Below are 19,578 nucleotides of genomic sequence, written 5' to 3'. Positions count from 1 at the left end.
CGCCAGCGCATTGAGCTTAGCCAAAAAATGATCCTGGGATTGCAGACCTATATTAATGAACAATGCCGAAGATAGGCGCGGTCGTGCTGCTAACATCTGTTGGATTTGCAGCGTCAGGTGACGAAAAAAGCTTGCGCGGCGGGTTTTCATAACATTGCCATGCATTTTTAACGCCGCTGTCATTATTTTCTGCCAGGCTTAGAGATATCAACGGCTTTAATGCTGTTCTCCGTCTTTTGCCGGCTTAATCAGCCGTTTGCCCTACAGGAAAAATTTATGACATTGCTTGCCAGCTTCAGCCACTCTTTTGCCGATTCACAGCGCGCTTTTCGCCTGATCCTGAAAGCACTAAGCGAGCCCGGCGTTAAAGTGGCGCTGCCGCCAGTCGCTGCCTGGGGCAACGCTTCGCCAGCCGCCACGGCTATCCTGACAACGCTGGTTGACAGGGAAACGCCTTTCTGGATGGACAGCTCGCTAAGCAATAACGCAATGCTGGAAAACCTGGCGCGCTTTGGCGCCCGAACCGCCACGAAAAAGGAAGCTGCCGTCGCGTTGTTAAATGCCGACTCGGAAACCCCTATTGAAGGATTTTCGCCCGGTCACGGCCCGAGCACGGTAATAGTAGAAGTGGCGGCGTTAAGCGGTGGGCTGACGCTACGCTTAAGCGGGCCGGATTTGCGTGAACCTCGCGCTATAGCGCCAAAGCTGCCGGAAGCGGTGCTACATTATCTGCGTGAGCGCGTGCATTCTTTCCCGCAGCCCATCGATCTGATTTTTACCTGTGGCGAGACTATGATGGCGCTGCCGCACACCACCAACGTAGTGGTGTGCTAGAGCAGGAGAGGCGGATCTCTCCGTCTTATTACTGAGGACCCGCGATATCCCACCATAGCTTGTTCAGCTGGTAGTAGCGGTCGGCAGGTTCAGGCTGCTTCTCCCAGGGTTTATCGATGATATAGTGAATATTCTTTACTTCAGGCAGGTGCCACAGGGCACTATGCTGGAAGGGCAGCGTTTTCAGCGCGTTATAGATATAGGGCAGCGGCTGCCAGCTATCGTGAAAATAGTCGTTCAGGAAATCCTGCTCGGCAAACAGGTAGCGCGACAGATCTTTTACTTCCGCCAGCTTTTGCAGCATATCCTCATACACCGCGCGATCCGGCTTCAGCACCAGAAAGCCGCCGTTCAGATAATTATCCACTTCATCCGGCTGCTCGGTATGCTCCACGCCGCGGCAGTAACTGTAGAAACAGTTTTCCGGCGTCCAGCTTTTTGGGTAGCTCGGGATCTTGTTCGGATTGCAGCGGCAGGCGTGGCAGGCGGCGATATGGCCTTCGGCCAGCGGCAGATCGAACAGCTCGTCCATGTTGTGCAGCGCCAGCATATCCGCATCAAGAAACACCACTTGTTGAAATTCGGTTAGCTGCCAGACGGCCAGCTTGGTCCAGACTTCAGAAAAGCGCGCGTTGGCGTAATGCTGCTCCAGGCTGCTGTCGGGGCTAACAGGCTGCACCTCCCGCACCAGGCAATGCTCTTCGGCCATTATCTGCCGACTTTGCGCATCGATATTTTCCGTTACCATCACTACCAGTGGATAGCGGCTGCCGCTTTTTTGCAGCGAACGGTTTAGCGCCCTGACGCCTACTAAATAACCCGGCTGCGTCAGCAGGGTTGCCCATGCCTTCATTGGCATTCTCCTTATTGCTCGAACAATTCCGCGATAAACGCGTTGTCAAATTTATGCTGTGGGTCAAGCACGTCGCGGACCTGGCGGAAAGCCTGCCACTGCGGATAGATTTCCGGCCACTCATAAAGCGACTCGTCAAAATATTTGCCCCAGTGCGGCCGGCCACCTTCCGCCGCCAGCACTTTCTCGATCGCCTGCAGAAAGCTGACGCCTTCTTCGGAAAGCGAACCATCTTCGGCGTAATAGACCACAAAGCCGAAGAAGCAGGTATCCGCGCCATAAGACGGGCTGAGCCAGCTTGCGGAAGGGCCGGTACAGCGCAGAATAATCGGATAGTGCATATGCGGCTGCGTTTCGCTGTGCCAGGCTTTGATTTTACGAATAACCTCACCAGCGCGCGCCAGCGGAATGCCGATCTCAACGTTGATCTGCGGCGTAGCTATGCCGCGGCAGAATACCTGGTAGACATCGCCGGTTACGTCGGAAAAATCTTTAAAGCGGGTAACGGTACGAAACGGCTTGCCGTTCTCGTCAACAATTTTAGTGTCGCTGCGCATATGTTCCAGCGTCTGTTCGATGGTTTCATTCATCGCGTCGCTGGTTTCTTCCTGCTTTACCAAATCGTTATTGTTAGCGCGATACTGCGCAATCTCTTCGCTATTGGCTTCCCGGGCAGCCCAAACATGTACCTGGTTTTCATTAGGGAACCACCAGGCTTTGCTTAACGCATAGTTGTGATTCCAGTCGTAGATATCCTGCTCCAGTGTATCGCCGCTGACCGCGTTTTTATGACAGGTATAGATCAGTGAAGAACGCGTACACAGCGTTACGCGGGTAACTATGCCGAGCGCGCCCATGCCCAACTGAACCGCGTGAAAGAACGGATGCTCACGATCGAAATCCGCCACGCTGCCGTCGGCCAGCACCATACGGATGCTGAGCGCCTCGTCGGCAATGGTACTTTGCTGTAAACCCTGACCGTGCGTACCGGTTGCCAACGCGCCAGCCAGCGTCTGCGAGGCGATAACGCCGGGCGAAGAGGGCAGCATTTTGCCTTCGGCGGTCAAAACTTCATAAATTTCATGCATCGGCGTACTGCCTGCGAAAGTCGCGCTCTGCTCATCCATAGCAATCAGCCCGCGCAAGTGACGCAAATCCAGTAGCGTATCGCCTTCGGCATTTAGCCTGAGCATACGGCCTGGCGACATTCGGCTGCCCATGACGCGGATCTTGCCGCGGCTGGCGGCGACAAGGCGGCAAAGTTCTTCTTCCGTTCTCGGGGCGCTGACGGCGGCGCTGTCGGCCAGCGTCGCGTTCTGCGCCCAGTTCAATATTTTGCCGTTATCGGCATTCGGCTTACGGCGTGGATAGCCGGGATTTTCGCGTGCCATCGGTAACTCCTGGCATAGGGCCCGTCAATAAAAACCTGGGGGATGAGTAAAGGAAATTATGTTAGTAAGCGTAGCTGAATTGCCCCGAAACAACAGGGTTAAGGAAGAATAAAATTGTACATGTCATTTAAAGCTTGTACAACTTTAACCCCGGCGAGACGGCGGATGAAAACCGGCTATGGCTGGCTGTCGCTGTGCATTTTATCCAGTGGCCAGGAAGCAAACAGATAGCCATCAAAATCCAGCGCATCCACATCGGAAAATTCCAGCAGCCGCTGTTTGACGTTTTCAAGGTGTTGCCACATTGCCCGCCTCGCGCCAGCGGCATCTCTTTTAACCAGCGCTACCAGGATTTGTTTATGATCGTCGAGCCATGCCTGGCGGTAGCGGGTGTCGCGAAGATGGCGATGCAGCTGTTGCCACATAATATTGTCTTCGCGCCATTGCCACGATTGCTTAAACAGCTCGACCAACAGGCTGTTGTGGGTAGCCTGCGCTATCGCCAGATGAAAACTTCTGTCGCCGTTTTCACTGTCGTTAACGGCGCCGGAAGCCAGTTCGTGCTCCTCCAGTTTGAGCGCCTGACGCATTTTCAGAATATCTTCAGGCGTGGCCTGCAGGGCGGCGAACTCGGCAATATTGCTCTCCAGCAGCTGGCGCGCCTGAAGCAGTTCAAAAGGGCCGGCTGCGTTAGAATGCGCGGATCCCCCGGACGGGGTTTCGTCTTCATCCCGCACGACAAAAATGCCTGCGCCTCGCCTGACCTCAATCCAGCCTTCCAGCTCCAGCATAATCAAGGCTTCGCGCACCAGGGTTCGGCTGACTTTCAGCAGTGCGGCTATTTCACGCTCGGCAGGCAGGCGCTCGCCCTTGCCGTAGTGTTTTTCACGGATAAAACGTTGCAGCATTTCGCCGACTTCCTGATAGGGCCTTGCTAATGGAGCGGTTTTACTCATGGTATCCTTTTCTGCTGGCCGGTTAGATCATCGCATTATTCCCGCATGATACCACATCGTTCCGTCGCGCCTGACAGTCAGGCGCGGGAGGAAAATCTGGCCTGCCGCCGATCAATTAAAGCCCAGTCGACGTACGGCAAGCTCCACGCCACGGATTTCTGCCAGGCCTTTCAAACGCCCAATTGCCGAATAGCCTGGATTGGTTCGCTTATGTAAGTCATCCAGTATTTGATGCCCGTGATCGGGACGCATCGGGATAGGATCTTCGCAGCCAGTGCTCTGTCGGCGCCGCTCTTCCTGCACAATGGCGCTGATTATAGCGACCATATCGACATCGCCTGCAAGGTGGGGCGCTTCGTGAAAGCTGGCGGGATCTGCTTCCCGCTGCGTCGATCGCAGATGCGTAAAGTAGATCCTGGGCGCAAACCGTTTAAACATAGCGAGCAAATCGTTGTCGGCACGCACGCCGAAAGAACCGGTACAAAACGTAAAGCCGTTGGCCGGACTACTCACCGTATCTACCATCCACTGAAGATCCTCTGCGGTGGAAACGATGCGAGGCAGGCCAAGAATTGGCCTTGGCGGATCGTCAGGATGGATAGCCATCCGCACGCCGACTTCTTCCGCTACCGGCACGACCTGCTGGAGGAACCAGGCAAAATTTTCACGCAGCCCGTCGCGATCGATATGCTGATAGCGCGCCAGCTGCTGACGAAACGCCGCCAGCGTATAGCCTTCTTCCGCGCCCGGTAATCCGGCGATAATAGTGCGTGTAAGCCGGGCTTTGCTCTCATCGTTCATCGCCACAAAGTACCGGCGGGCGGCTTCAGCTTCCGACGGCGAATAATCATCTTCCGCGCCTGGCCGCTGCAAAATATGCAGATCGAAGGCGGCGAAGGCGCTTTGATCAAAGCGCAGCGCTCTGGCGCCGTCCGGCAGCTCCCAGGCAAGATCGGTGCGCGTCCAGTCCAGCACGGGCATAAAGTTGTAGCACAAGGTGGTAATGCCGCAGCGCGCAAGATTACGCAGGGTTTGCTGGTAGTGGGCGATCCACCTGTCGCACTGGCCGCTGCGAGTCTTAATCTCCTCATGAACCGGCACGCTTTCGACCACCGCCCACGTTAGCCCGGCTGCTTCAATCATTGCTTTACGCTTGTTGATTTCCGCTACAGGCCAGATTTCGCCGTTGGCAATATGATGCAGGGCAGTCACGATGCCGGTCGCGCCAGCCTGTCGGGCATCGCTCAGCTTGACGGGATCGTCCGGGCCGTACCAGCGCCAGGTTTGTTTCATCTTTGACCTCTCTACTCTCTGTCAGGATTAGCAGTTGATCGGCATTTTGGTCAACCAATTAGCCAAAATATCGTCATTGATACTCCTACCTTTGCGCCAGTAGCGGGTAATGTCAACCAGTTGGATTTATTTGGTTAACCAGATCACAAACAAGAGACGGCGTTAACGCCAGCTCTGGCAAACTGTGGTTCACTTTTGCCCGAACGCCGGATTGCCCTTGCCAGGACAGACCATGCGGTAGCGTTCCATCAGGTCGGGCTACGGCCTTACAAGGATGAAAGCAACGAGACTCTCAGCCTGCTTTTAAATTGGTCAACCAAAAAAAGGCGGATCGGCGCCAAAGACCAGCCAGGCTGAGCAGTGTCACCGTTATGGAGAGAACAAATGAACCGTAGTATGAATCCTGACAGCAGCGTCACCATTGCAAAACGCGGCATCCGCCATCTGCGCTGGTGGGTACTTGTCCTGTTTCTGACCGGGGTAACGGTGAACTATATCACCCGTAACTCACTGGCGATCCTCGCGCCCGAGCTGAAAGTAAGCCTGGGCATTACTACTGAACAGTACGCCTGGATTGTCGGCGCCTTTCAGCTGGCCTATACCTTTTTTCAACCGCTCTGCGGCTGGCTGATTGACGTTATCGGTCTGAAAATCGGTTTTTTTGTTTGCGCCTCGGTCTGGGCGCTGGCCTGTCTGCTGCATGCGGGAGCCGGAAGCTGGCTACAGCTGGCGATACTGCGCTTTGTGATGGGCAGCGCAGAAGCGGCAGCGACGCCGGCAAACGCCAAAGTGCTGGGAGAGTGGTTTCCTAAAAAGGAGCGGCCTGTGGCCGCAGGTTGGGCTGGCGTCGGTTTCTCTGTCGGCGCGATGCTGGCGCCGCCAATTATCTATTTTGCCCATGCCTCTTTTGGCTGGCAGGGCGCCTTTCTGTTTACCGGTTTCCTGGCGCTGGCCTGGGCGCTGCTGTGGTGGTGGTTCTATCGCAGCCCGGCACAGCATCTCAACCTGAGCGCGCAGGAGCTGGCTTTTATCCAGCAGGATGGCGAACCCGCTCCGGTAAAACAGGGATTCTGGCAGGCGCTGCGTTCGGTGGCCGCCAATAAACGCTTTTATGGCATCGCCATTCCTGCCTTTATGGCGGAACCCGCCTGGGGCGTGCTCAGCTTTTGGGTGCCGCTCTATCTGGCCAACGAAATGGGCATGGATTTAAAGCAGATCGCTATGTTTGCCTGGCTGCCGTTTCTGGCCGCCGATTTGGGTAGCGTGGCAAGCGGCTATCTTACCCGCCTCTATAGTCGTCTGTTTGGCTTTACCCGCGTTAACGCGGTGGTCGCCAGCTCTGTTTCAGGAGCCTTTTTGATGGTGTCGCTGGCGCTGGTCGCCCTCACTAAAAACCCCTATATGGCGATTGCGCTCATCTCTGCGGGCGGTTTCGGCCACCAGATTATTTCCTGCATGCTGAGCGCGCTGGTGGTGGAGAAATTCGATAAAGGCGAAATGGCTACCGTTAACGGTATGCGCGGCTCTTGCGCCTGGATAGCCAGCTTTTTGTTTTCGCTGGTGATTGGTTATACCGCAGACCGTATCGGTTTTAATCCGCTCTTTATTGCGATGGGCTTTTTCGATCTTATCGGGGCGCTGTTTCTGGTGGCCTTTATTGCAGAGCGCCGCGTTGAAAAAAGGAGTCTCTGATGAAAACATTAAAACAGTGGACGTTGCTGGCCTCGGACAGCCACTCCGTGACTTTGCTGGTCGATGGCCAGCACCATTTTTGCCTTTATGTGCTGGAACTGGCGCTGTTTCGCGTTGCCGTCCGCCGTCATGGCAAATTCTCGCTCGACCGCACCTGGTGCATAGCGCCGCAGGAAGATGTGCCCTGGGAAGGGCGGCCCCGCGAAAGCCTGGCGGGATTTTCTCTGCCGCCATTTACGCTAAACGAAGAGAATGGCGAGCTGATTATCGCAACCGAGCTTCTGCGGGTGAGGATTCATCAGCCGCTTTGGCTGGAGTGGCATGTCCGGCAGCCCGGCGGCGAATGGCGTTTTCTCGCCAGCGATCGGCCCGGCAGCGCTTTTCAGCTCAACGCGCACGGCGATGGCGTGACGCATTATCAGCGGCGCCTGCCAGACGATCGTTATTATGGCCTGGGCGAAAAGGCCGGGGATCTGCTGCGTAACGGCAAACGCTATGAAATGCGTAATCTGGATGCGATGGGCTATAACGCCGCCACTACCGATCCGCTTTATAAACATATCCCCTTTACAATTACCTGTCGCGGCGAGCTTAGCTTTGGGCTGTTTTACGATAATCTCAGCAACAGCTGGCTGGATCTGGGCAACGAACTGGATAACTACCACCTGCCTTACCGCCGCTGGCAGGCCGCAAGCGGCGATATCGACTACTATCTCTTCGCCGCCGAAAGTATTCTGGAGGTGACTAAAACCTTTGTGCGCCTGACCGGCAAAACCTTTTTCGGCCCCAGGTGGAGCCTGGGCTACAGCGGTTCTACTATGCATTACACCGATGCGCCGGATGCCCAGCAGCAGCTGCTGCAGTTTATCAGCCTGTGCCGCCAGCATGATATTCCCTGTAGTTCTTTCCAGCTCTCTTCCGGCTATAGCTCTATAAACGGCAAACGCTACGTCTTTCACTGGAATAAAGACAAAGTACCGCAGCCTGAGACGATGAGCGAAGCCTTCCACCAGGCAGGCATGCGTCTTGCCGCCAACATCAAACCTTGTCTGCTACAGGATCATCCGCGCTATCAGGAACTGAAAAGTCGTGGACTTTTTATTCAGGATTCCGAAAGCGACGCGCCGGAACGCTCGGCATTCTGGGACGATGAAGGCTCGCATCTTGATTTCACTCATCCGCAAGCAATCGCCTGGTGGCAGGAAAATGTCACCCACCAGCTGCTGGAAAAGGGCATTGACGCGACCTGGAACGACAACAACGAATATGAAATCTGGGATGATGAAGCGCGCTGCCATGGTTTTGGCCGCCCGACAGCGATTAAACATCTTCGTCCGGTTATGCCGCTGCTAATGATGCGCGCTTCTCTGGAAGCGCAAATGCGCTTTGCGCCGCAGAAAAGACCGTACCTGATTTCCCGTTCCGGCTGTCCCGGGATGCAGCGCTACGTTCAGACCTGGAGCGGCGATAATCGTACCAGCTGGACGACGCTTCGTTACAACATACGGATGGGATTGGGCATGAGCCTGTCGGGGTTATATAACGTAGGCCATGATGTCGGCGGCTTTGCAGGCGACAGGCCCGATGCAGAGCTTTTCGTGCGCTGGGTGCAAAATGGCGTGATGCATCCGCGCTTTACCATTCACTCCTGGAACGACGACGGCACCGTAAACGAACCCTGGATGTATCCGTCAGTCACGCCGCTTATCCGACAGGCGATAGCGCTACGCTACCGATTAATGCCTTATCTCTATACCTTGCTCTGGCTGGCGCACAGCGAAGACGAACCTATGCTGCGCCCGACTTTTCTCGACCATCAGCACGATGCGCAAACCTTTGCCGAATGCGATGAGTTTCTGCTGGGGCGGGATCTGCTGGTGGCCAGCGTGGTCGAACCAGGCGTACGCAGCCGCCGCCTGTGGCTGCCGGATAATCAGGCAGGCTGGTATGACTTCTGGCATGGCCAGTGGTACGGCGGCGGGCAATGGATCACGCTGGATGCGCCGCTGGAAAGAGTGCCGCTGCTGGTACGCGCAGGCGCAGGCCTGCCGCAGGGCCAGAGTGATAAAAAACGCGAGCTGCATCTGTTTCCGCTGGTGGGCAGCGGCACCAGCGAAGGCCTGCTGTTTGAAGACGACGGCGAATCCTGGGGCTATCAACAGGAAGAGGCGCTCTGGCTTTGCTGGACTCTGCGCTGTGAGCCAGCAGCGATCCATTTGGATTTCAGCTGGCGCGGTCGCTTTCGTCCCGGCTGGCGACAGCTGGATATTAAACTGCCGCAGGCGGAGCAGCGCGCGCTGTTTATTCAGGGAGAAGCAATGCCCGACAGGCAAAACGCCTGCTTTCGCCTGCCGTAGCCGGACTGCCCCGATGTTTAGCTGGCCGCCTGCGGTCAGCTTTTATCGACAGGCTGCAAGTAGCGCAGCGTGGCGTCCACCACCAGCTGGCGGTTGCGGGCAATATTTTGCTGCTCGCTTTCGTCGTTGCCAAACAGCGTATTAAACGTATAGCGGTTAGAAACGTTATGCGTACAGATACTGCTAATCAGGCGATGCACGTCTATCGTATCAACATTGTGGTTGAACACGCCTGCGGCCTTACCGCGTGTCAGGATCGCTTCCAGCACGTTAAGCGCGCTCTGATTCAGCGCTTTAATCCGCGCGGACTGGCAGATAAATCGGCCGCGCATCAGGTTTTCGCTGCATACCAGCCGCATAAAGTCGGGATGGGAAATATGATAGTCGAAACTGGCTTCCGCCAGCTTCTGCATCGCCAGCCGCGGTGGTAGCTCGGCCAGGTTCAGTTGCGTCTCATGCTGGCGAATGGCCTGGTAAACCTGCTCCAGCACCGCCATATAGAGATTTTCTTTGTTGGTGAAGTGATAAACCACCATGCGTTTGGTGGTTCCGGCATGGTCAGCAATCTGCTCCATGCGCGCGCCCTGCAGGCCGAACTCAGCAAAGGTAGCCAGCGCGCCGGCAAGGATGCGCTTCTTTAACCCTTCCGGGTCATTTTTTCGTTTGGCAATAGCGGGCATAGCAAATCAGTCAATCCGTTATCCGGAGCCTTAGCGGCTGAAGCCTGCAAGAATACCACAGAAATCTTAAGCTGATTTTCGGCAAAGGTTGGAAGAAGAGGATATTTCCCAGCGCGCCGCGTCTGCGGTTAAATCTGCTTATCGCATTGGCTTACAGGAGCGCATGATGAAAACTGCTTTCCAGAACTATTTCGCCGCCTTTTCCGCGTGGTTTACGCAGCCTGGAACACAGGAAGAGATAACCGATCCATCCAGGCTGGCGGAAGCGCTGCTGCCGGTCAGCCAGCTCTATGGTTTTGAGGTGAGCTGGCTACGGGCGAGAGGCTACGGTGAAAAATAATCGTTATCGCCTGACGCTACGCTACAGCTACTGGAATGAACTGTGCACTCTGCATTGCGCCGCGTATTCAGCAACGCGGCGCGCTACGCTTAGTGCAGCGGCCAGTTGCCTGCCAGCTCCAGAGCTGCATGGCGGATAGCCTCCACGCTTTGCTCAAACTCTTCCGCCGTCATTTTTTCCAGCTGGCTAAAATACTCCTCCTTGCCGTGCAGCGCGATTGCCTGTAACGCAGGCTGAAGGTGATCCGGCAGCGCTGACCAGTCGCTTAGCGCCACGCCCTTCATATAGCCAATACACCACTCTTCCACTATGGTGACTTCCAGATCCTCATCGCTGCTGGTGCCGAACAGCGGTTCAAACTGCTCGGGATACTCCTTCAGACGCTCGGCGATATCATTTTTATGCTGCGTAACCAGCTCGGTAAAACGCTGCTGATCGGCCTCATTCCAGATCGGAAGATTATTTTCGCCGCCCCAGATAATGGCCTGTAGCCGCTCGCTGGAAATGGCATCCGGCGCGGAGAGCAGGGCGGTCAGTAAACCATCCAGCTCGGAGGCGTCCAGCACCGCGTCATCGGTACCGTACTGCGCCAGAATATTGTCAAGCCATTCCAGCTCTTCAGCCGTCAGTGGTCCTTGTTGCATATTATTACCCCTTTACTATCCGTTAGTTGCCGCTGTGGGCGCTATTCTCGACGCCAGCGGCGAAAAAAGCTATCGCCAGGCAACAGAAAGCGGCTTATTACTTCTGTGTTACGGGCGCGCCTGTTTATGAACTGATAGCAATTATGGTACTTTTGTTTAAATAGTGGCTGAATTTATTGCCCATTCGGCTGCCTTTTACGCCGGATAAAAACGAAGTACCTTGGCTGGCTCTCTTAAATCAAAGGCCAACTTTTCCATCCGCTACGCAAGTCAAGTATTATGACCAGCACGCCATCTATGCTTACCTGCTCTCATGCGCAAAGAAGGCGCAGAGGCAAGTTAAAACAGGGAGCGTCACCTGACACCAGGAGCCAGATAAATGATGGAAGGCCAATTAATTTTTTGTTCAGATGCAATACTGCGCTTTCGCTCTGACTATGACGAAACCACAGCGCTTCCGTTGCTATCAATCCAGAAAACACTTTCAGAAAGCGATCCCTTTTTTCTTCTCAGGTTCTTTCGTCATGCCGTGATAGTGGAAGAGGGAACCACGCTGGCGAATATCTTTTTTGCTATTGAACCCTGGAAGGACCTGCTAACCGCTTATCTGGATCGGGATATTGCGGCCTATATTGACGAAGTAAGAAAACCATCCAAACCCACTAGCTGGGATCTCGAATGGATTGGTATTGAGCGCCGAAGCTCTGTTTACCGCGCATATCAGCACCAGCAAAGGGGAGAAGATGAAGACTTTACCGCCTGGTTTAATCGTGAGCGGATCGCCACCGACGAGTTTGAGATAGAAAATAGCTGCGATGCTGCCGGTTTTATCAAAGGTGATAGCCAACGCTGGAGCCTTAGCGAAAATATCCACGAAATTAAAAATCTGCCGGTGATCCTTTACAACAAGCAAACGCTGATGACCCCACAGAAGGATGAGCTGCTGAGAGAAAGCACCTCTGGCGTAAGGAGTGCCGATCGTAGCCGTTTTATTTACGGAGAAACCTCTTTTTCCTTCTGTGAGGTGATGGAGGCCATTTTCATTAGCGGTTTGTTCTTCTATACCCCAGGCGACGCTACCAGCAGCTTTGAAGAGATAAAAGACCGTCTTGATGAACTGAACGTGGTAGAAGAGGCTGAAGCCGATCTTGCTGACGGCGAAGAGAAGCCGCTAAAAGTGGAAATTGCCGAGGGAGCCTTTGATTCTCTGACCAGCCACATGGAGTCTGAAACCGCAAGCTGGCAGCTTCTCAAAAAAAGCTGTCAGGCAGAGAACGTTTTGCCCGTCAGGATCGGGGTTATTACACCAGCGGCACCGCCGGAACCGTTCTGGCCTTAGGATCGCTGCTGAAGCTCTTCCGGCGCAACCCACAATGGAAGCTGCGCCGCATTTCTTATATCTGCTTGCCGATAATGCTTTGCGTCATCTTAATTCTTTTTTACTCTTAGCTTTCTTCGCCGCCGGCTAAGTTCACGTTTGCACAAAACGCTTTGCAGGCCAGAAAAAGCACAGGACGGTCGCCGCTTTTGAAAACGGCTGAAGGGGGTAAAGGGCTTTTCATGTCTTGTCAGGATAAGGAGATCGCAATGAGCCTGATGAATAATTGCGCAGCACCCACCGCAGATGTTATATTAAAATATAATATGCGGAGGTTATTTATGTATATCACTCGTCTGAAAAAAGTGGGCGGATCTGTCATGCTGGCGGTCCCGCCCGCAGTATTAAAAATGCTGGCGCTGTCAACGGACAGTGAGGTAGGCATGACTGTGGATAACGGCTGCCTGATCATTGCCCCTCAAAAACGTCCCCACTATTCGCTTAATGAGCTGCTGGCACAGTGCGATGCGCAGGCTGAAGCGAGCAAAGAAGATCGGCAATGGCTTGATGCGCCGGTAGTGGGTAAGGAGATCCTGTAAATGGACAGAGGAGATATCTGGCTCGTTTCACTGGATCCGACTGCCGGTCATGAACAAAGCGGAAAGCGCCCGGTGCTGGTGGTTTCCCCGGCATCGTTTAACCAGTTGACCCGGCTGCCTGTTGTCGTGCCTGTAACCAGCGGCGGAAACTTTGCGCGAACCGCCGGTTTCGCCGTATCACTGGACGGGACGGGAACAAAAACCACGGGCCTTATCCGTTGTGACCAGCCCAGAACTATTGATATGGGTGCCCGCCATGGTAAAAGGCTGGAAAGCGTACCTGCCACTATCCTGGGTGAAGTGCTGGCCAGGCTGGAAGCCATTCTTACCTGATGTTTTATTGACGCCTGGCGCGGGTGAAGGCAGAACCGGACAGGCGAACTCCTGGCAAAGGATCGCGGGATGTCGAAAAGCAAAAAGCCCGCTTAAAAGCGGGCTTTTCTGAATTTGGCTCCTCTGACTGGACTCGAACCAGTGACATACGGATTAACAGTCCGCCGTTCTACCGACTGAACTACAGAGGAATCGGTTGATGGGGCGCATAGTAGCGAGGGCGCCTTCGGGTGTCAACAGGAAAAAACAGTAACGCTTTCAACTGGCTATCTTTAAAACAAGCGGGCTGATTAATGTACGATATCGCCTCTGCCAGGCTCGCTTTGCTGCAGGCGGCTAAGCGGATCCTGCCGGTAAAAGCGAACAAAGTGCTGATAAAGCATGGGGAAACGCTCGTGCAGCAGTTCGGGCGCGCTAAAAAAATATTCTGACAGCACGGCGAAACACTCTGCCGGGTCACTGGCCGCATAGGCATCAATAGTGGCAGCGCCTTCGCCCACCAGCTCGATTTCATCCTGAATACTGGTCATGGCGCCGCGCAGCTCCTGTTCCCAGGCGGCAACGTTGCGCAGCGGCATCGACGGCACGCCGTTAGCATAGCCGCTTCCCCGGCTGTCCAGCTTATGGGCCACTTCATGAATAATCAGGTTAAAACCAGAAAGATCGAAGGAGTCCTGCACGTCCAGCCAGTTAAGCACTACCGGGCCCTGTTGCCAGCTTTGGCCCGCCTGCACCATGCTCTCGCGGTGCACCAGGCCAAACTCGTCCTGCCACTCATCGTCCACGATAAAAGGCTCTGGATAGATCAACACCTCATGAAAACCATCCAGCCATTCGCTGCCAAGATTAAGCACCGGCAGAGCAAACAGCAGGGCCAGCCGGGCGGACTTAAGTTCGTCCAGCGCAAAATCCTGCAGCGCCACCAGCCGTTTTTGCTGCAAAAATAGTTTTGCCAGCCGGATAAGCTGTTGCCGTTCGCTGTCGTTCAGCGCGCCCAGCAGCGGGATTGCCATTGCCTGCTGCCAGGGGAGCTCGCTAACCACGCTTTCGTTGGATTTCCAGAACCATTTGATCATGTCGCACCCAAACCGGAAAGGGATCTTTACCATGCCGCAGCAGAGGGATTTACGCAACGGCTCAAAGAAAAAGCCAGCAAAGAATGGCGCAGCCCGGCCTGTCCGGGCAAGTTTTTCAACGGCTTTCTGTGACGGTAGGGGAAAAAAGGCGGTAAATTAAAGGCCCGGCGGCGTCAGCCAGCCGAAGCCTGAGGGCAAAGTTACAGGCGCTCGAATTCGATCACCCAAACCCAGGGATTGACCTCCCAACTGGTGCCGCCGTACTGTAGCGCCCACTGCTTGCGGTAAGCATCTTTAGGCGAGTCTACCTCGCTGTTCATGGTAAAGAAATTATTCAAAAAGTGGGAATCGGTCTGTACGCCTTCCGCCAGCACGTCATCATCGCTGATATCCTGGATTTTCTCAACGCGAATGCCGGTAACCAGCAAATCGATCCGGCTTGCCCAGCGCGGCATATGGATACCGGCCTGCCAGCCAAAGTGCTCATCTTCTTCGCCTGCGCTGGAAAATTCGCTGGTGTCGGCACGATAGCGGCAATAAGCGGCGGATTTAAAGCGGGCGGGATTACGTTCATAATCTTCTACCTCTTCCGGCGGCACTACCGGGCCACGCCAGGTTTCTCTGACCCATAGCTGGTCGCCTGGCTGTCCATAGGGGCAATGGTAGCTCAGATTTTCCATGCCCATAACGCGATTGCCCTGCAGGTGGTTGTTCAGGACGTCAATCCCGTAACAGCCTTCATGGTTATCCTGTCCCGGGCCAAAAAGTTGTGACTTCATAATGCGTCGGGTCTGGCTCTGTTGGCCGGAGAGCAATGCTCGCACCCGTTGGTCGCTAAATAAAATCGGGCGTTCTTTCATCATTTGACCCCTGTTACTCATAGGTTGAGAGACCGAGCGCGGCCGCGGTCAAAAAGGCGATCGGCGCGGGCGGTTATTCTGTGTGTAAAAGTCATGCAAACATTAGCCGGGCTTGTTTATTTTTGAATCTCTTTCGCGCCTTGTTGATCGGTCCGAATGCGCAGCCGACTATCTGGTCAGACCGGTAGTTTTTTACCTGTCCATTAAGCACGTCACAAATTTGACATATGCCATCTTTACAATCTCTTACAGTAAACAAAGCACAGCGTTATATGGCGCCTTTAAGAGCGGCACGCTTAAAAATTCACGCCCGACTGGCGTTGATTCTAACTTACTGACAGGCAAAATGCCGATAACTTATTGCAAAAACTACATTATAACCGTTTAAGCATTTGACTAAAAACAAGCCAGATGTCAAGCGTGACGGGCGTCAAAAAGCGGAAAGCCGTTGTGCTATGGTAAAAACAGAGGCTATAAACATGAAGTAGATCTCATTTTTGTAAGTGTACGCGGTGGCCCGACAGGCCCCGAGATTTTCACCGTTCCAGGTTCCAGGGAGAAGGCTATGACATTGACACAGTGGCAGACCCGATTTGAAAGCTGGCTGCATAAAAGCTGGCCTCAGGATGATAAAGCGCACGATGTAGCCCATCTGCGCCGCGTCTGGCTCACGGCACAGCGTATTATGAAAGGCATGGACGTGGATGAACTGGTTGTGCTGGCCGGCTGCTATTTTCACGATATCGTTAATTTGCCGAAAAACCATCCGGAGCGGCATCTGGCTTCGGCAAAGGCCGCGACAGAAACGCGTCGAATATTGCTGGAAGTTTTCCCGGATTTCCCGGCGGAAAAAAGCGAGGCGGTGGCGCATGCCGTGCATGCCCATAGCTTTAGCGCTGGCGTGGCGGCAGAAACGCTTGAGGCAAAAATCGTGCAGGATGCCGACCGCCTGGAATCGCTGGGCGCGATTGGACTGGCGCGAGTTTTTTATGTTTCCGGTGCGCTGGGCCGATCGCTGTTCGATAGCGCCGATCCGCTGGGGCGAAAGCGACCATTAAACGATACCGAATGGGCACTGGATCATTTCCAGAAGAAACTGCTCACGCTGCCGCAAACTATGCAAACGACAGAAGGGCGACGCCTTGCCGAACATAACGCCGACTTCCTGATTACCTATATGGCCAAGCTGTGCGCCGAGCTGAAAGGCGAGTTTTGCGAGCTGGATCCTGATGTGTTACGGGAATTTATCACCGCGCGGCAGAAATATTAAATTTTTGTGACAGTATGGTTAAGCTTATCTTTTCAGGCTACCGTGTTGCTGACATTTATCAGGAGATTTCGTCATGACCGATACCGTTAGTCTAACGTTGAAAATCGATCCCGCTTTGAAAGAGACGCTGAAAAATTTGGCGCAGGAAAATCAGACTTCGCTTAGCCAGGAAGTGAGCCAGCGTTTACAGCTCAGCCTTTCCATGCAGGAGCAGCCAGCGGTAGATAATCAGAGCCTGCCTGAAGAAAGCGACCCACAACTGACCGCCAGCGAGCTGAAACAGGTGCGGGCTTTACTGAAAAAATCTAAAAAGAAAAAATAACCTTTCTCTGGTCCCCTGGCCTGCCAGGGGAACGCCTGACGCTATTCTTCCTCGTCGCCGTAATAGAGCACGCCCAGCTTAATCAGCGGTCTTCCCTGGCTTTTACGGTGCAAATTACTGTCGCGCAGCGAATAGACGCAGCCGCAATATTCCTGCTGATAAAAATGTTCGCGCTTGCTAATTTCAATCATGCGTGCCGAGCCGCCTTTTTTGCGCCAGTTGTAGTCCCAGTAAACCAGCCCTGGATAAGGGGCTGTCGCCCGATCGCCGCACTCATTTATTTGCTGCATGTTTTTCCAGCGTGAAATGCCCAGGCAGCTGGTCATCACCGGAAAACCGTGTTCGTGGGCATAAAGCGCGGTGCGTTCGAAGCGCATATCGAAACACATGGTGCAGCGCGCGCCGCGTTCCGGTTCCCACTCCATGCCTTTTGCCCGCTCAAACCAGTTATCCGTATCGTAGTCGGCGTCGATAAAAGGGACGCCGTTTTTTTCGGCAAAGCGGATATTTTCCTCTTTGCGCAGCAGGTACTCTTTTTGCGGATGAATATTAGGGTTATAGAAGAAAATAGTGTAATCGATGCCGGCCGCTGCGATAGCTTCCATGACCTCGCCAGAGCAGGGCGCGCAACAGGAATGCAGCAGCAGCTTGCTGGCACCGTTTGGCAGGCTTAGCGGCGGACGGGTAAAATCGCTCATAGTTTCAGCTCCATTTTTTTAAACAGGCCAAGTTTAGGCGGATGGCCCGCCGATGTCACGGACGCAAAAGGCTCGTCTCGCGCCTGGCTTTAAAGTAATGAGGTGGTAGACTGGCGAACGTTTATTTGCGGAGAGACTATGAGCGAGTTCGACACTATTGCCCAGGCGCAGCCAGAGCTGGACGATCGCCAGCTGGCGGCGCGGCTGCTGGCCGTTTACGATATTAAAACCCTTCTGGCTACGCTGCAGCAGGTTGGCAAGGCTAACTGGACGCGGGAAAGCCTGAGCCGCTGGCTGAAAGGTACCGGCGGCGTATTAAGCCAGGCGGAAGCAGAGGCGCTGGAGGCGCTGTTGCCCAAACCGCCCGCACACCATCCCGACTACGCTTTCCGCTTTATCGATCTCTTTGCCGGTATCGGCGGCATCCGCAGCGGCTTTGAAGCGATCGGCGGCCAGTGCGTGTTTACCAGCGAGTGGAATAAATATTCGGTAAGAACCTACAAGGCTAACTGGTACTGCGATCCGCAGACGCACGTTTTTAACCAGGATATCCGCGACGTAACGCTGAGCGCGCAGCCGGTCAGCGAGCAGGAAGCCTATCGCCATATTGACCAGCAGGTGCCGGATCACGATGTGCTTCTGGCCGGATTTCCCTGCCAGCCGTTCTCGCTGGCGGGCGTATCGAAGAAAAACGCGCTGGGCCGCGCGCACGGTTTTGAATGCGAGGCGCAGGGCACGCTGTTTTTCGACGTGGCGCGTATTATCACCGCAAAAAAGCCAGCTATTTTCGTACTGGAAAACGTTAAAAACCTTAAAAGTCACGATAAGGGCAAAACCTTCCGTATCATAATGCAGACGCTGAACGAGCTGGGCTACGACGTGGCGGATGCAGACAGCAACGGTGCCGCCGATCCCAAAATTATTGACGGCAAATATTTCCTGCCGCAGCACCGCGAACGCATTGTGCTGGTAGGCTTTCGCCGTGACTTAAAGCTGCCGAAATTTACGCTTGCCTCGCTCGCTTCGCTTTATCCGCAGCAAAGGATCCCGCTGCGTGAGCTGCTGGATAGCCAGGTTGAGGCAAAATACATCCTGACGCCGACGCTGTGGCAATACCTCTATAACTACGCTAAAAAGCATCAAGCCAAAGGCAACGGCTTCGGTTACGGGCTGGTCGACCCTAATAAAGAGCACGGCGTAGTACGCACGCTCTCCGCCCGCTACTACAAGGACGGATCGGAAATACTGATCGATCGCGGTTGGGATCGCCAGCTTGGCGAACAGGATTTCGGCCATCCGCAAAACCAGCAGCGCCGTCCGCGCCGCCTGACGCCAAGAGAGTGCGCGCGCCTGATGGGCTTTGAGGCACCGGGTGAAACCCGCTTCCGTATTCCGGTTTCCGATACCCAGGCCTACCGCCAGTTTGGTAACTCGGTGGTGGTGCCAGCCTTCGCCGCCGTCGCCAGGCTGCTGCAACCCTGGATAGCAAGGGCGGTAAAACAGCGCTCAGGAGATTAAACGGCGGCTGTAGCCGAAACCGCGGGCGTCTATACTTAAGCCACCACAAGGAGGATGCTATGGCCGATGTTCACTCTTCAGAGATCCGCAGTAAAAATATGCGGGCTATCCGCACGCAGGATACCGCTATTGAAACCCGTCTGGCGGAACGGCTGGCGGAGCTGGGCTTCAGCTACCGCGTGCAGGATAAAACGCTGCCCGGAAAGCCTGACTTTGTGCTGGAAAGCCACCGGGCGATCGTTTTTGTTCACGGCTGTTTCTGGCATCACCATGACTGCTATCTCTTTAAGGTTCCTGCGACCCGTACCGACTTCTGGATGAATAAAATCGGCGGCAACGTAGCGCGCGACAAAAAATTTATTGCTGAGCTAAACGCCAGCGGCTGGCGGGTGCTGGTGATTTGGGAATGCGCGCTGCGCGGCAAAATGAAGCTGGCAGATGAAGCGGTGAGCTCAAGGCTGGAAGAGTGGGTTTTTGCCGCGCAGGGCAATGCTGAAATAGACTGGCAGGGCATTCACCAGATGCGGGAACGCCCTGCATAACA

The 19,578-nt window shown here is 54.6% G+C and carries 20 protein-coding genes, 1 tRNA gene and 1 pseudogene; 11 read left to right on the top strand and 11 right to left on the bottom strand.

The features are described 5' to 3' along the window. Nucleotides 1-183 (bottom strand): hypothetical protein (locus ACETPC_RS04335; RefSeq protein WP_380178990.1); only part of this gene is annotated, 183 nt, incomplete at its 3' end. Nucleotides 184-276: 93 nt separating this feature from the next. On the opposite strand from ACETPC_RS04335, the gene phnH reads away from it, so the two are divergent. Beyond that, nucleotides 277-834 (top strand): phosphonate C-P lyase system protein PhnH, encoded by a 558-nt coding sequence (gene phnH, locus ACETPC_RS04330; RefSeq protein ID WP_380178988.1) that lies wholly within the window; start codon nucleotides 277-279, stop codon nucleotides 832-834. Nucleotides 835-862: 28 nt separating this feature from the next. On the opposite strand, the gene ACETPC_RS04325 is transcribed toward phnH, so the two are convergent. The 4 genes from ACETPC_RS04325 to uxuA all read right to left on the bottom strand — a co-directional run bounded on the left by ACETPC_RS04325 (nucleotide 863) and on the right by uxuA (nucleotide 5,327). Then, nucleotides 863-1,687, bottom strand: a complete 825-nt coding sequence (locus tag ACETPC_RS04325) for a glycosyltransferase family 8 protein (protein ID WP_380178986.1) — start codon at nucleotides 1,685-1,687, stop codon at nucleotides 863-865. An 11-nt stretch (nucleotides 1,688-1,698) separates the two neighbouring features. Next, on the bottom strand, nucleotides 1,699-3,078 hold the full coding sequence (locus ACETPC_RS04320; protein ID WP_380178984.1) for a D-arabinono-1,4-lactone oxidase: 1,380 nt from the start codon (nucleotides 3,076-3,078) through the stop codon (nucleotides 1,699-1,701). 176 nt (nucleotides 3,079-3,254) lie between these two features. Continuing rightward, complete coding sequence (locus ACETPC_RS04315) at nucleotides 3,255-4,034, bottom strand: FCD domain-containing protein (RefSeq protein ID WP_380178982.1); 780 nt, start codon at nucleotides 4,032-4,034, stop codon at nucleotides 3,255-3,257. Between the two features lie 111 nt (nucleotides 4,035-4,145). Continuing rightward, a complete protein-coding gene (gene uxuA / locus ACETPC_RS04310; protein ID WP_380178980.1) occupies nucleotides 4,146-5,327 on the bottom strand; it encodes a mannonate dehydratase in 1,182 nt (393 codons plus the stop codon). 384 nt (nucleotides 5,328-5,711) lie between these two features. On the opposite strand from uxuA, the gene ACETPC_RS04305 reads away from it, so the two are divergent. Continuing rightward, a complete protein-coding gene (locus tag ACETPC_RS04305) occupies nucleotides 5,712-7,019 on the top strand; it encodes an MFS transporter (protein WP_380178978.1) in 1,308 nt (435 codons plus the stop codon). Then, nucleotides 7,019-9,376 (top strand): TIM-barrel domain-containing protein, encoded by a 2,358-nt coding sequence (locus tag ACETPC_RS04300; protein WP_380178976.1) that lies wholly within the window; start codon nucleotides 7,019-7,021, stop codon nucleotides 9,374-9,376. The genes ACETPC_RS04305 and ACETPC_RS04300 overlap by 1 nt, the downstream gene beginning before the upstream one ends. Nucleotides 9,377-9,411: 35 nt before the next feature. On the opposite strand, the gene ACETPC_RS04295 is transcribed toward ACETPC_RS04300, so the two are convergent. Beyond that, nucleotides 9,412-10,056, bottom strand: a complete 645-nt coding sequence (locus tag ACETPC_RS04295) for a TetR/AcrR family transcriptional regulator (protein WP_380178974.1) — start codon at nucleotides 10,054-10,056, stop codon at nucleotides 9,412-9,414. A 163-nt stretch (nucleotides 10,057-10,219) separates the two neighbouring features. Between ACETPC_RS04295 and ACETPC_RS04290 the strand changes: the two genes are divergently transcribed. Next, nucleotides 10,220-10,396, top strand: coding sequence for a hypothetical protein (locus ACETPC_RS04290; RefSeq protein WP_380178972.1), 177 nt, complete (start codon nucleotides 10,220-10,222; stop codon nucleotides 10,394-10,396). A 92-nt stretch (nucleotides 10,397-10,488) separates the two neighbouring features. On the opposite strand, the pseudogene ACETPC_RS04285 reads toward ACETPC_RS04290, so the two are convergent. Then, nucleotides 10,489-11,040 (bottom strand): annotated as a pseudogene (locus ACETPC_RS04285) (UPF0149 family protein); the annotation flags it as partial. A 382-nt stretch (nucleotides 11,041-11,422) separates the two neighbouring features. On the opposite strand from ACETPC_RS04285, the gene ACETPC_RS04280 reads away from it, so the two are divergent. The 3 genes from ACETPC_RS04280 (at nucleotide 11,423) to ACETPC_RS04270 (ending at nucleotide 13,290) form a co-directional block, all read left to right on the top strand. Continuing rightward, a complete protein-coding gene (locus tag ACETPC_RS04280) occupies nucleotides 11,423-12,379 on the top strand; it encodes a hypothetical protein (RefSeq protein WP_380179658.1) in 957 nt (318 codons plus the stop codon). Between the two features lie 320 nt (nucleotides 12,380-12,699). Beyond that, nucleotides 12,700-12,957: an antitoxin gene (locus ACETPC_RS04275; protein ID WP_380178970.1), complete on the top strand. Its 258-nt coding sequence runs from the start codon at nucleotides 12,700-12,702 to the stop codon at nucleotides 12,955-12,957. Beyond that, nucleotides 12,958-13,290, top strand: coding sequence for a type II toxin-antitoxin system PemK/MazF family toxin (locus tag ACETPC_RS04270; protein WP_380178968.1), 333 nt, complete (start codon nucleotides 12,958-12,960; stop codon nucleotides 13,288-13,290). Nucleotides 13,291-13,405: 115 nt separating this feature from the next. Here ACETPC_RS04270 and ACETPC_RS04265 read toward each other — a convergent pair. The 3 genes from ACETPC_RS04265 to ACETPC_RS04255 all read right to left on the bottom strand — a co-directional run bounded on the left by ACETPC_RS04265 (nucleotide 13,406) and on the right by ACETPC_RS04255 (nucleotide 15,226). After that, a tRNA-Asn gene (locus ACETPC_RS04265) sits at nucleotides 13,406-13,481 on the bottom strand. Between the two features lie 99 nt (nucleotides 13,482-13,580). After that, complete coding sequence (gene mtfA, locus ACETPC_RS04260; RefSeq protein ID WP_380178966.1) at nucleotides 13,581-14,366, bottom strand: DgsA anti-repressor MtfA; 786 nt, start codon at nucleotides 14,364-14,366, stop codon at nucleotides 13,581-13,583. Between the two features lie 200 nt (nucleotides 14,367-14,566). After that, nucleotides 14,567-15,226, bottom strand: coding sequence for a hypothetical protein (locus ACETPC_RS04255; RefSeq protein WP_380179656.1), 660 nt, complete (start codon nucleotides 15,224-15,226; stop codon nucleotides 14,567-14,569). Nucleotides 15,227-15,791: 565 nt separating this feature from the next. On the opposite strand from ACETPC_RS04255, the gene ACETPC_RS04250 reads away from it, so the two are divergent. Together ACETPC_RS04250 and ACETPC_RS04245 are read left to right on the top strand one after the other, a co-directional pair. After that, nucleotides 15,792-16,496 carry a phosphohydrolase gene (locus ACETPC_RS04250; RefSeq protein ID WP_380178964.1) on the top strand — a complete coding sequence of 235 codons (705 nt, stop codon included), beginning with the start codon at nucleotides 15,792-15,794 and terminating at the stop codon, nucleotides 16,494-16,496. Nucleotides 16,497-16,569: 73 nt separating this feature from the next. Further along, nucleotides 16,570-16,818 carry a hypothetical protein gene (locus tag ACETPC_RS04245; protein ID WP_380178962.1) on the top strand — a complete coding sequence of 83 codons (249 nt, stop codon included), beginning with the start codon at nucleotides 16,570-16,572 and terminating at the stop codon, nucleotides 16,816-16,818. Nucleotides 16,819-16,859: 41 nt separating this feature from the next. On the opposite strand, the gene ACETPC_RS04240 is transcribed toward ACETPC_RS04245, so the two are convergent. Continuing rightward, the gene (locus ACETPC_RS04240) at nucleotides 16,860-17,516 is read right to left on the bottom strand and encodes an epoxyqueuosine reductase QueH (RefSeq protein WP_380178960.1); all 657 of its coding nucleotides are present in this window, start codon (nucleotides 17,514-17,516) and stop codon (nucleotides 16,860-16,862) included. 138 nt (nucleotides 17,517-17,654) lie between these two features. Here ACETPC_RS04240 and ACETPC_RS04235 point away from each other — a divergent pair, with 138 nt between their 5' ends. Together ACETPC_RS04235 and ACETPC_RS04230 are read left to right on the top strand one after the other, a co-directional pair. Further along, the gene (locus ACETPC_RS04235; RefSeq protein WP_380178958.1) at nucleotides 17,655-19,034 is read left to right on the top strand and encodes a DNA cytosine methyltransferase; all 1,380 of its coding nucleotides are present in this window, start codon (nucleotides 17,655-17,657) and stop codon (nucleotides 19,032-19,034) included. Between the two features lie 59 nt (nucleotides 19,035-19,093). Then, nucleotides 19,094-19,576 carry a very short patch repair endonuclease gene (locus tag ACETPC_RS04230; RefSeq protein WP_380178956.1) on the top strand — a complete coding sequence of 161 codons (483 nt, stop codon included), beginning with the start codon at nucleotides 19,094-19,096 and terminating at the stop codon, nucleotides 19,574-19,576. Nucleotides 19,577-19,578 lie beyond the last annotated feature (2 nt).

Origin of the sequence: Pantoea sp. sgz302252 (genome assembly GCF_042610525.1) — a bacterium.
In the GTDB taxonomy this organism is placed as follows: domain Bacteria; phylum Pseudomonadota; class Gammaproteobacteria; order Enterobacterales; family Enterobacteriaceae; genus Erwinia.
The sequence above is the reverse complement of the archived record's forward strand: the minus strand, read 5'-3'. Positions and strand labels throughout refer to the sequence as shown.

Excerpts from the sequence above, each read along its gene's own strand:
- ACETPC_RS04235 (WP_380178958.1), top strand. The coding sequence starts at position 17,655 with ATGAGCGAGTTCGACACTATTGCCCAGGCGCAGCCAGAGCTGGACGAT.
- ACETPC_RS04305 (WP_380178978.1), top strand. The coding sequence starts at position 5,712 with ATGAACCGTAGTATGAATCCTGACAGCAGCGTCACCATTGCAAAACGC.
- ACETPC_RS04255 (WP_380179656.1), bottom strand. The coding sequence starts at position 15,226 with ATGAAAGAACGCCCGATTTTATTTAGCGACCAACGGGTGCGAGCATTG.
- ACETPC_RS04290 (WP_380178972.1), top strand. The coding sequence starts at position 10,220 with ATGATGAAAACTGCTTTCCAGAACTATTTCGCCGCCTTTTCCGCGTGG.
- ACETPC_RS04295 (WP_380178974.1), bottom strand. The coding sequence starts at position 10,056 with ATGCCCGCTATTGCCAAACGAAAAAATGACCCGGAAGGGTTAAAGAAG.
- ACETPC_RS04300 (WP_380178976.1), top strand. The coding sequence starts at position 7,019 with ATGAAAACATTAAAACAGTGGACGTTGCTGGCCTCGGACAGCCACTCC.
- ACETPC_RS04270 (WP_380178968.1), top strand. The coding sequence starts at position 12,958 with ATGGACAGAGGAGATATCTGGCTCGTTTCACTGGATCCGACTGCCGGT.
- ACETPC_RS04230 (WP_380178956.1), top strand. The coding sequence starts at position 19,094 with ATGGCCGATGTTCACTCTTCAGAGATCCGCAGTAAAAATATGCGGGCT.
- ACETPC_RS04275 (WP_380178970.1), top strand. The coding sequence starts at position 12,700 with ATGTATATCACTCGTCTGAAAAAAGTGGGCGGATCTGTCATGCTGGCG.
- ACETPC_RS04315 (WP_380178982.1), bottom strand. The coding sequence starts at position 4,034 with ATGAGTAAAACCGCTCCATTAGCAAGGCCCTATCAGGAAGTCGGCGAA.
- phnH (WP_380178988.1), top strand. The coding sequence starts at position 277 with ATGACATTGCTTGCCAGCTTCAGCCACTCTTTTGCCGATTCACAGCGC.
- ACETPC_RS04245 (WP_380178962.1), top strand. The coding sequence starts at position 16,570 with ATGACCGATACCGTTAGTCTAACGTTGAAAATCGATCCCGCTTTGAAA.
- ACETPC_RS04250 (WP_380178964.1), top strand. The coding sequence starts at position 15,792 with ATGACATTGACACAGTGGCAGACCCGATTTGAAAGCTGGCTGCATAAA.
- ACETPC_RS04280 (WP_380179658.1), top strand. The coding sequence starts at position 11,423 with ATGGAAGGCCAATTAATTTTTTGTTCAGATGCAATACTGCGCTTTCGC.
- ACETPC_RS04325 (WP_380178986.1), bottom strand. The coding sequence starts at position 1,687 with ATGAAGGCATGGGCAACCCTGCTGACGCAGCCGGGTTATTTAGTAGGC.
- uxuA (WP_380178980.1), bottom strand. The coding sequence starts at position 5,327 with ATGAAACAAACCTGGCGCTGGTACGGCCCGGACGATCCCGTCAAGCTG.
- ACETPC_RS04320 (WP_380178984.1), bottom strand. The coding sequence starts at position 3,078 with ATGGCACGCGAAAATCCCGGCTATCCACGCCGTAAGCCGAATGCCGAT.
- ACETPC_RS04240 (WP_380178960.1), bottom strand. The coding sequence starts at position 17,516 with ATGAGCGATTTTACCCGTCCGCCGCTAAGCCTGCCAAACGGTGCCAGC.
- mtfA (WP_380178966.1), bottom strand. The coding sequence starts at position 14,366 with ATGATCAAATGGTTCTGGAAATCCAACGAAAGCGTGGTTAGCGAGCTC.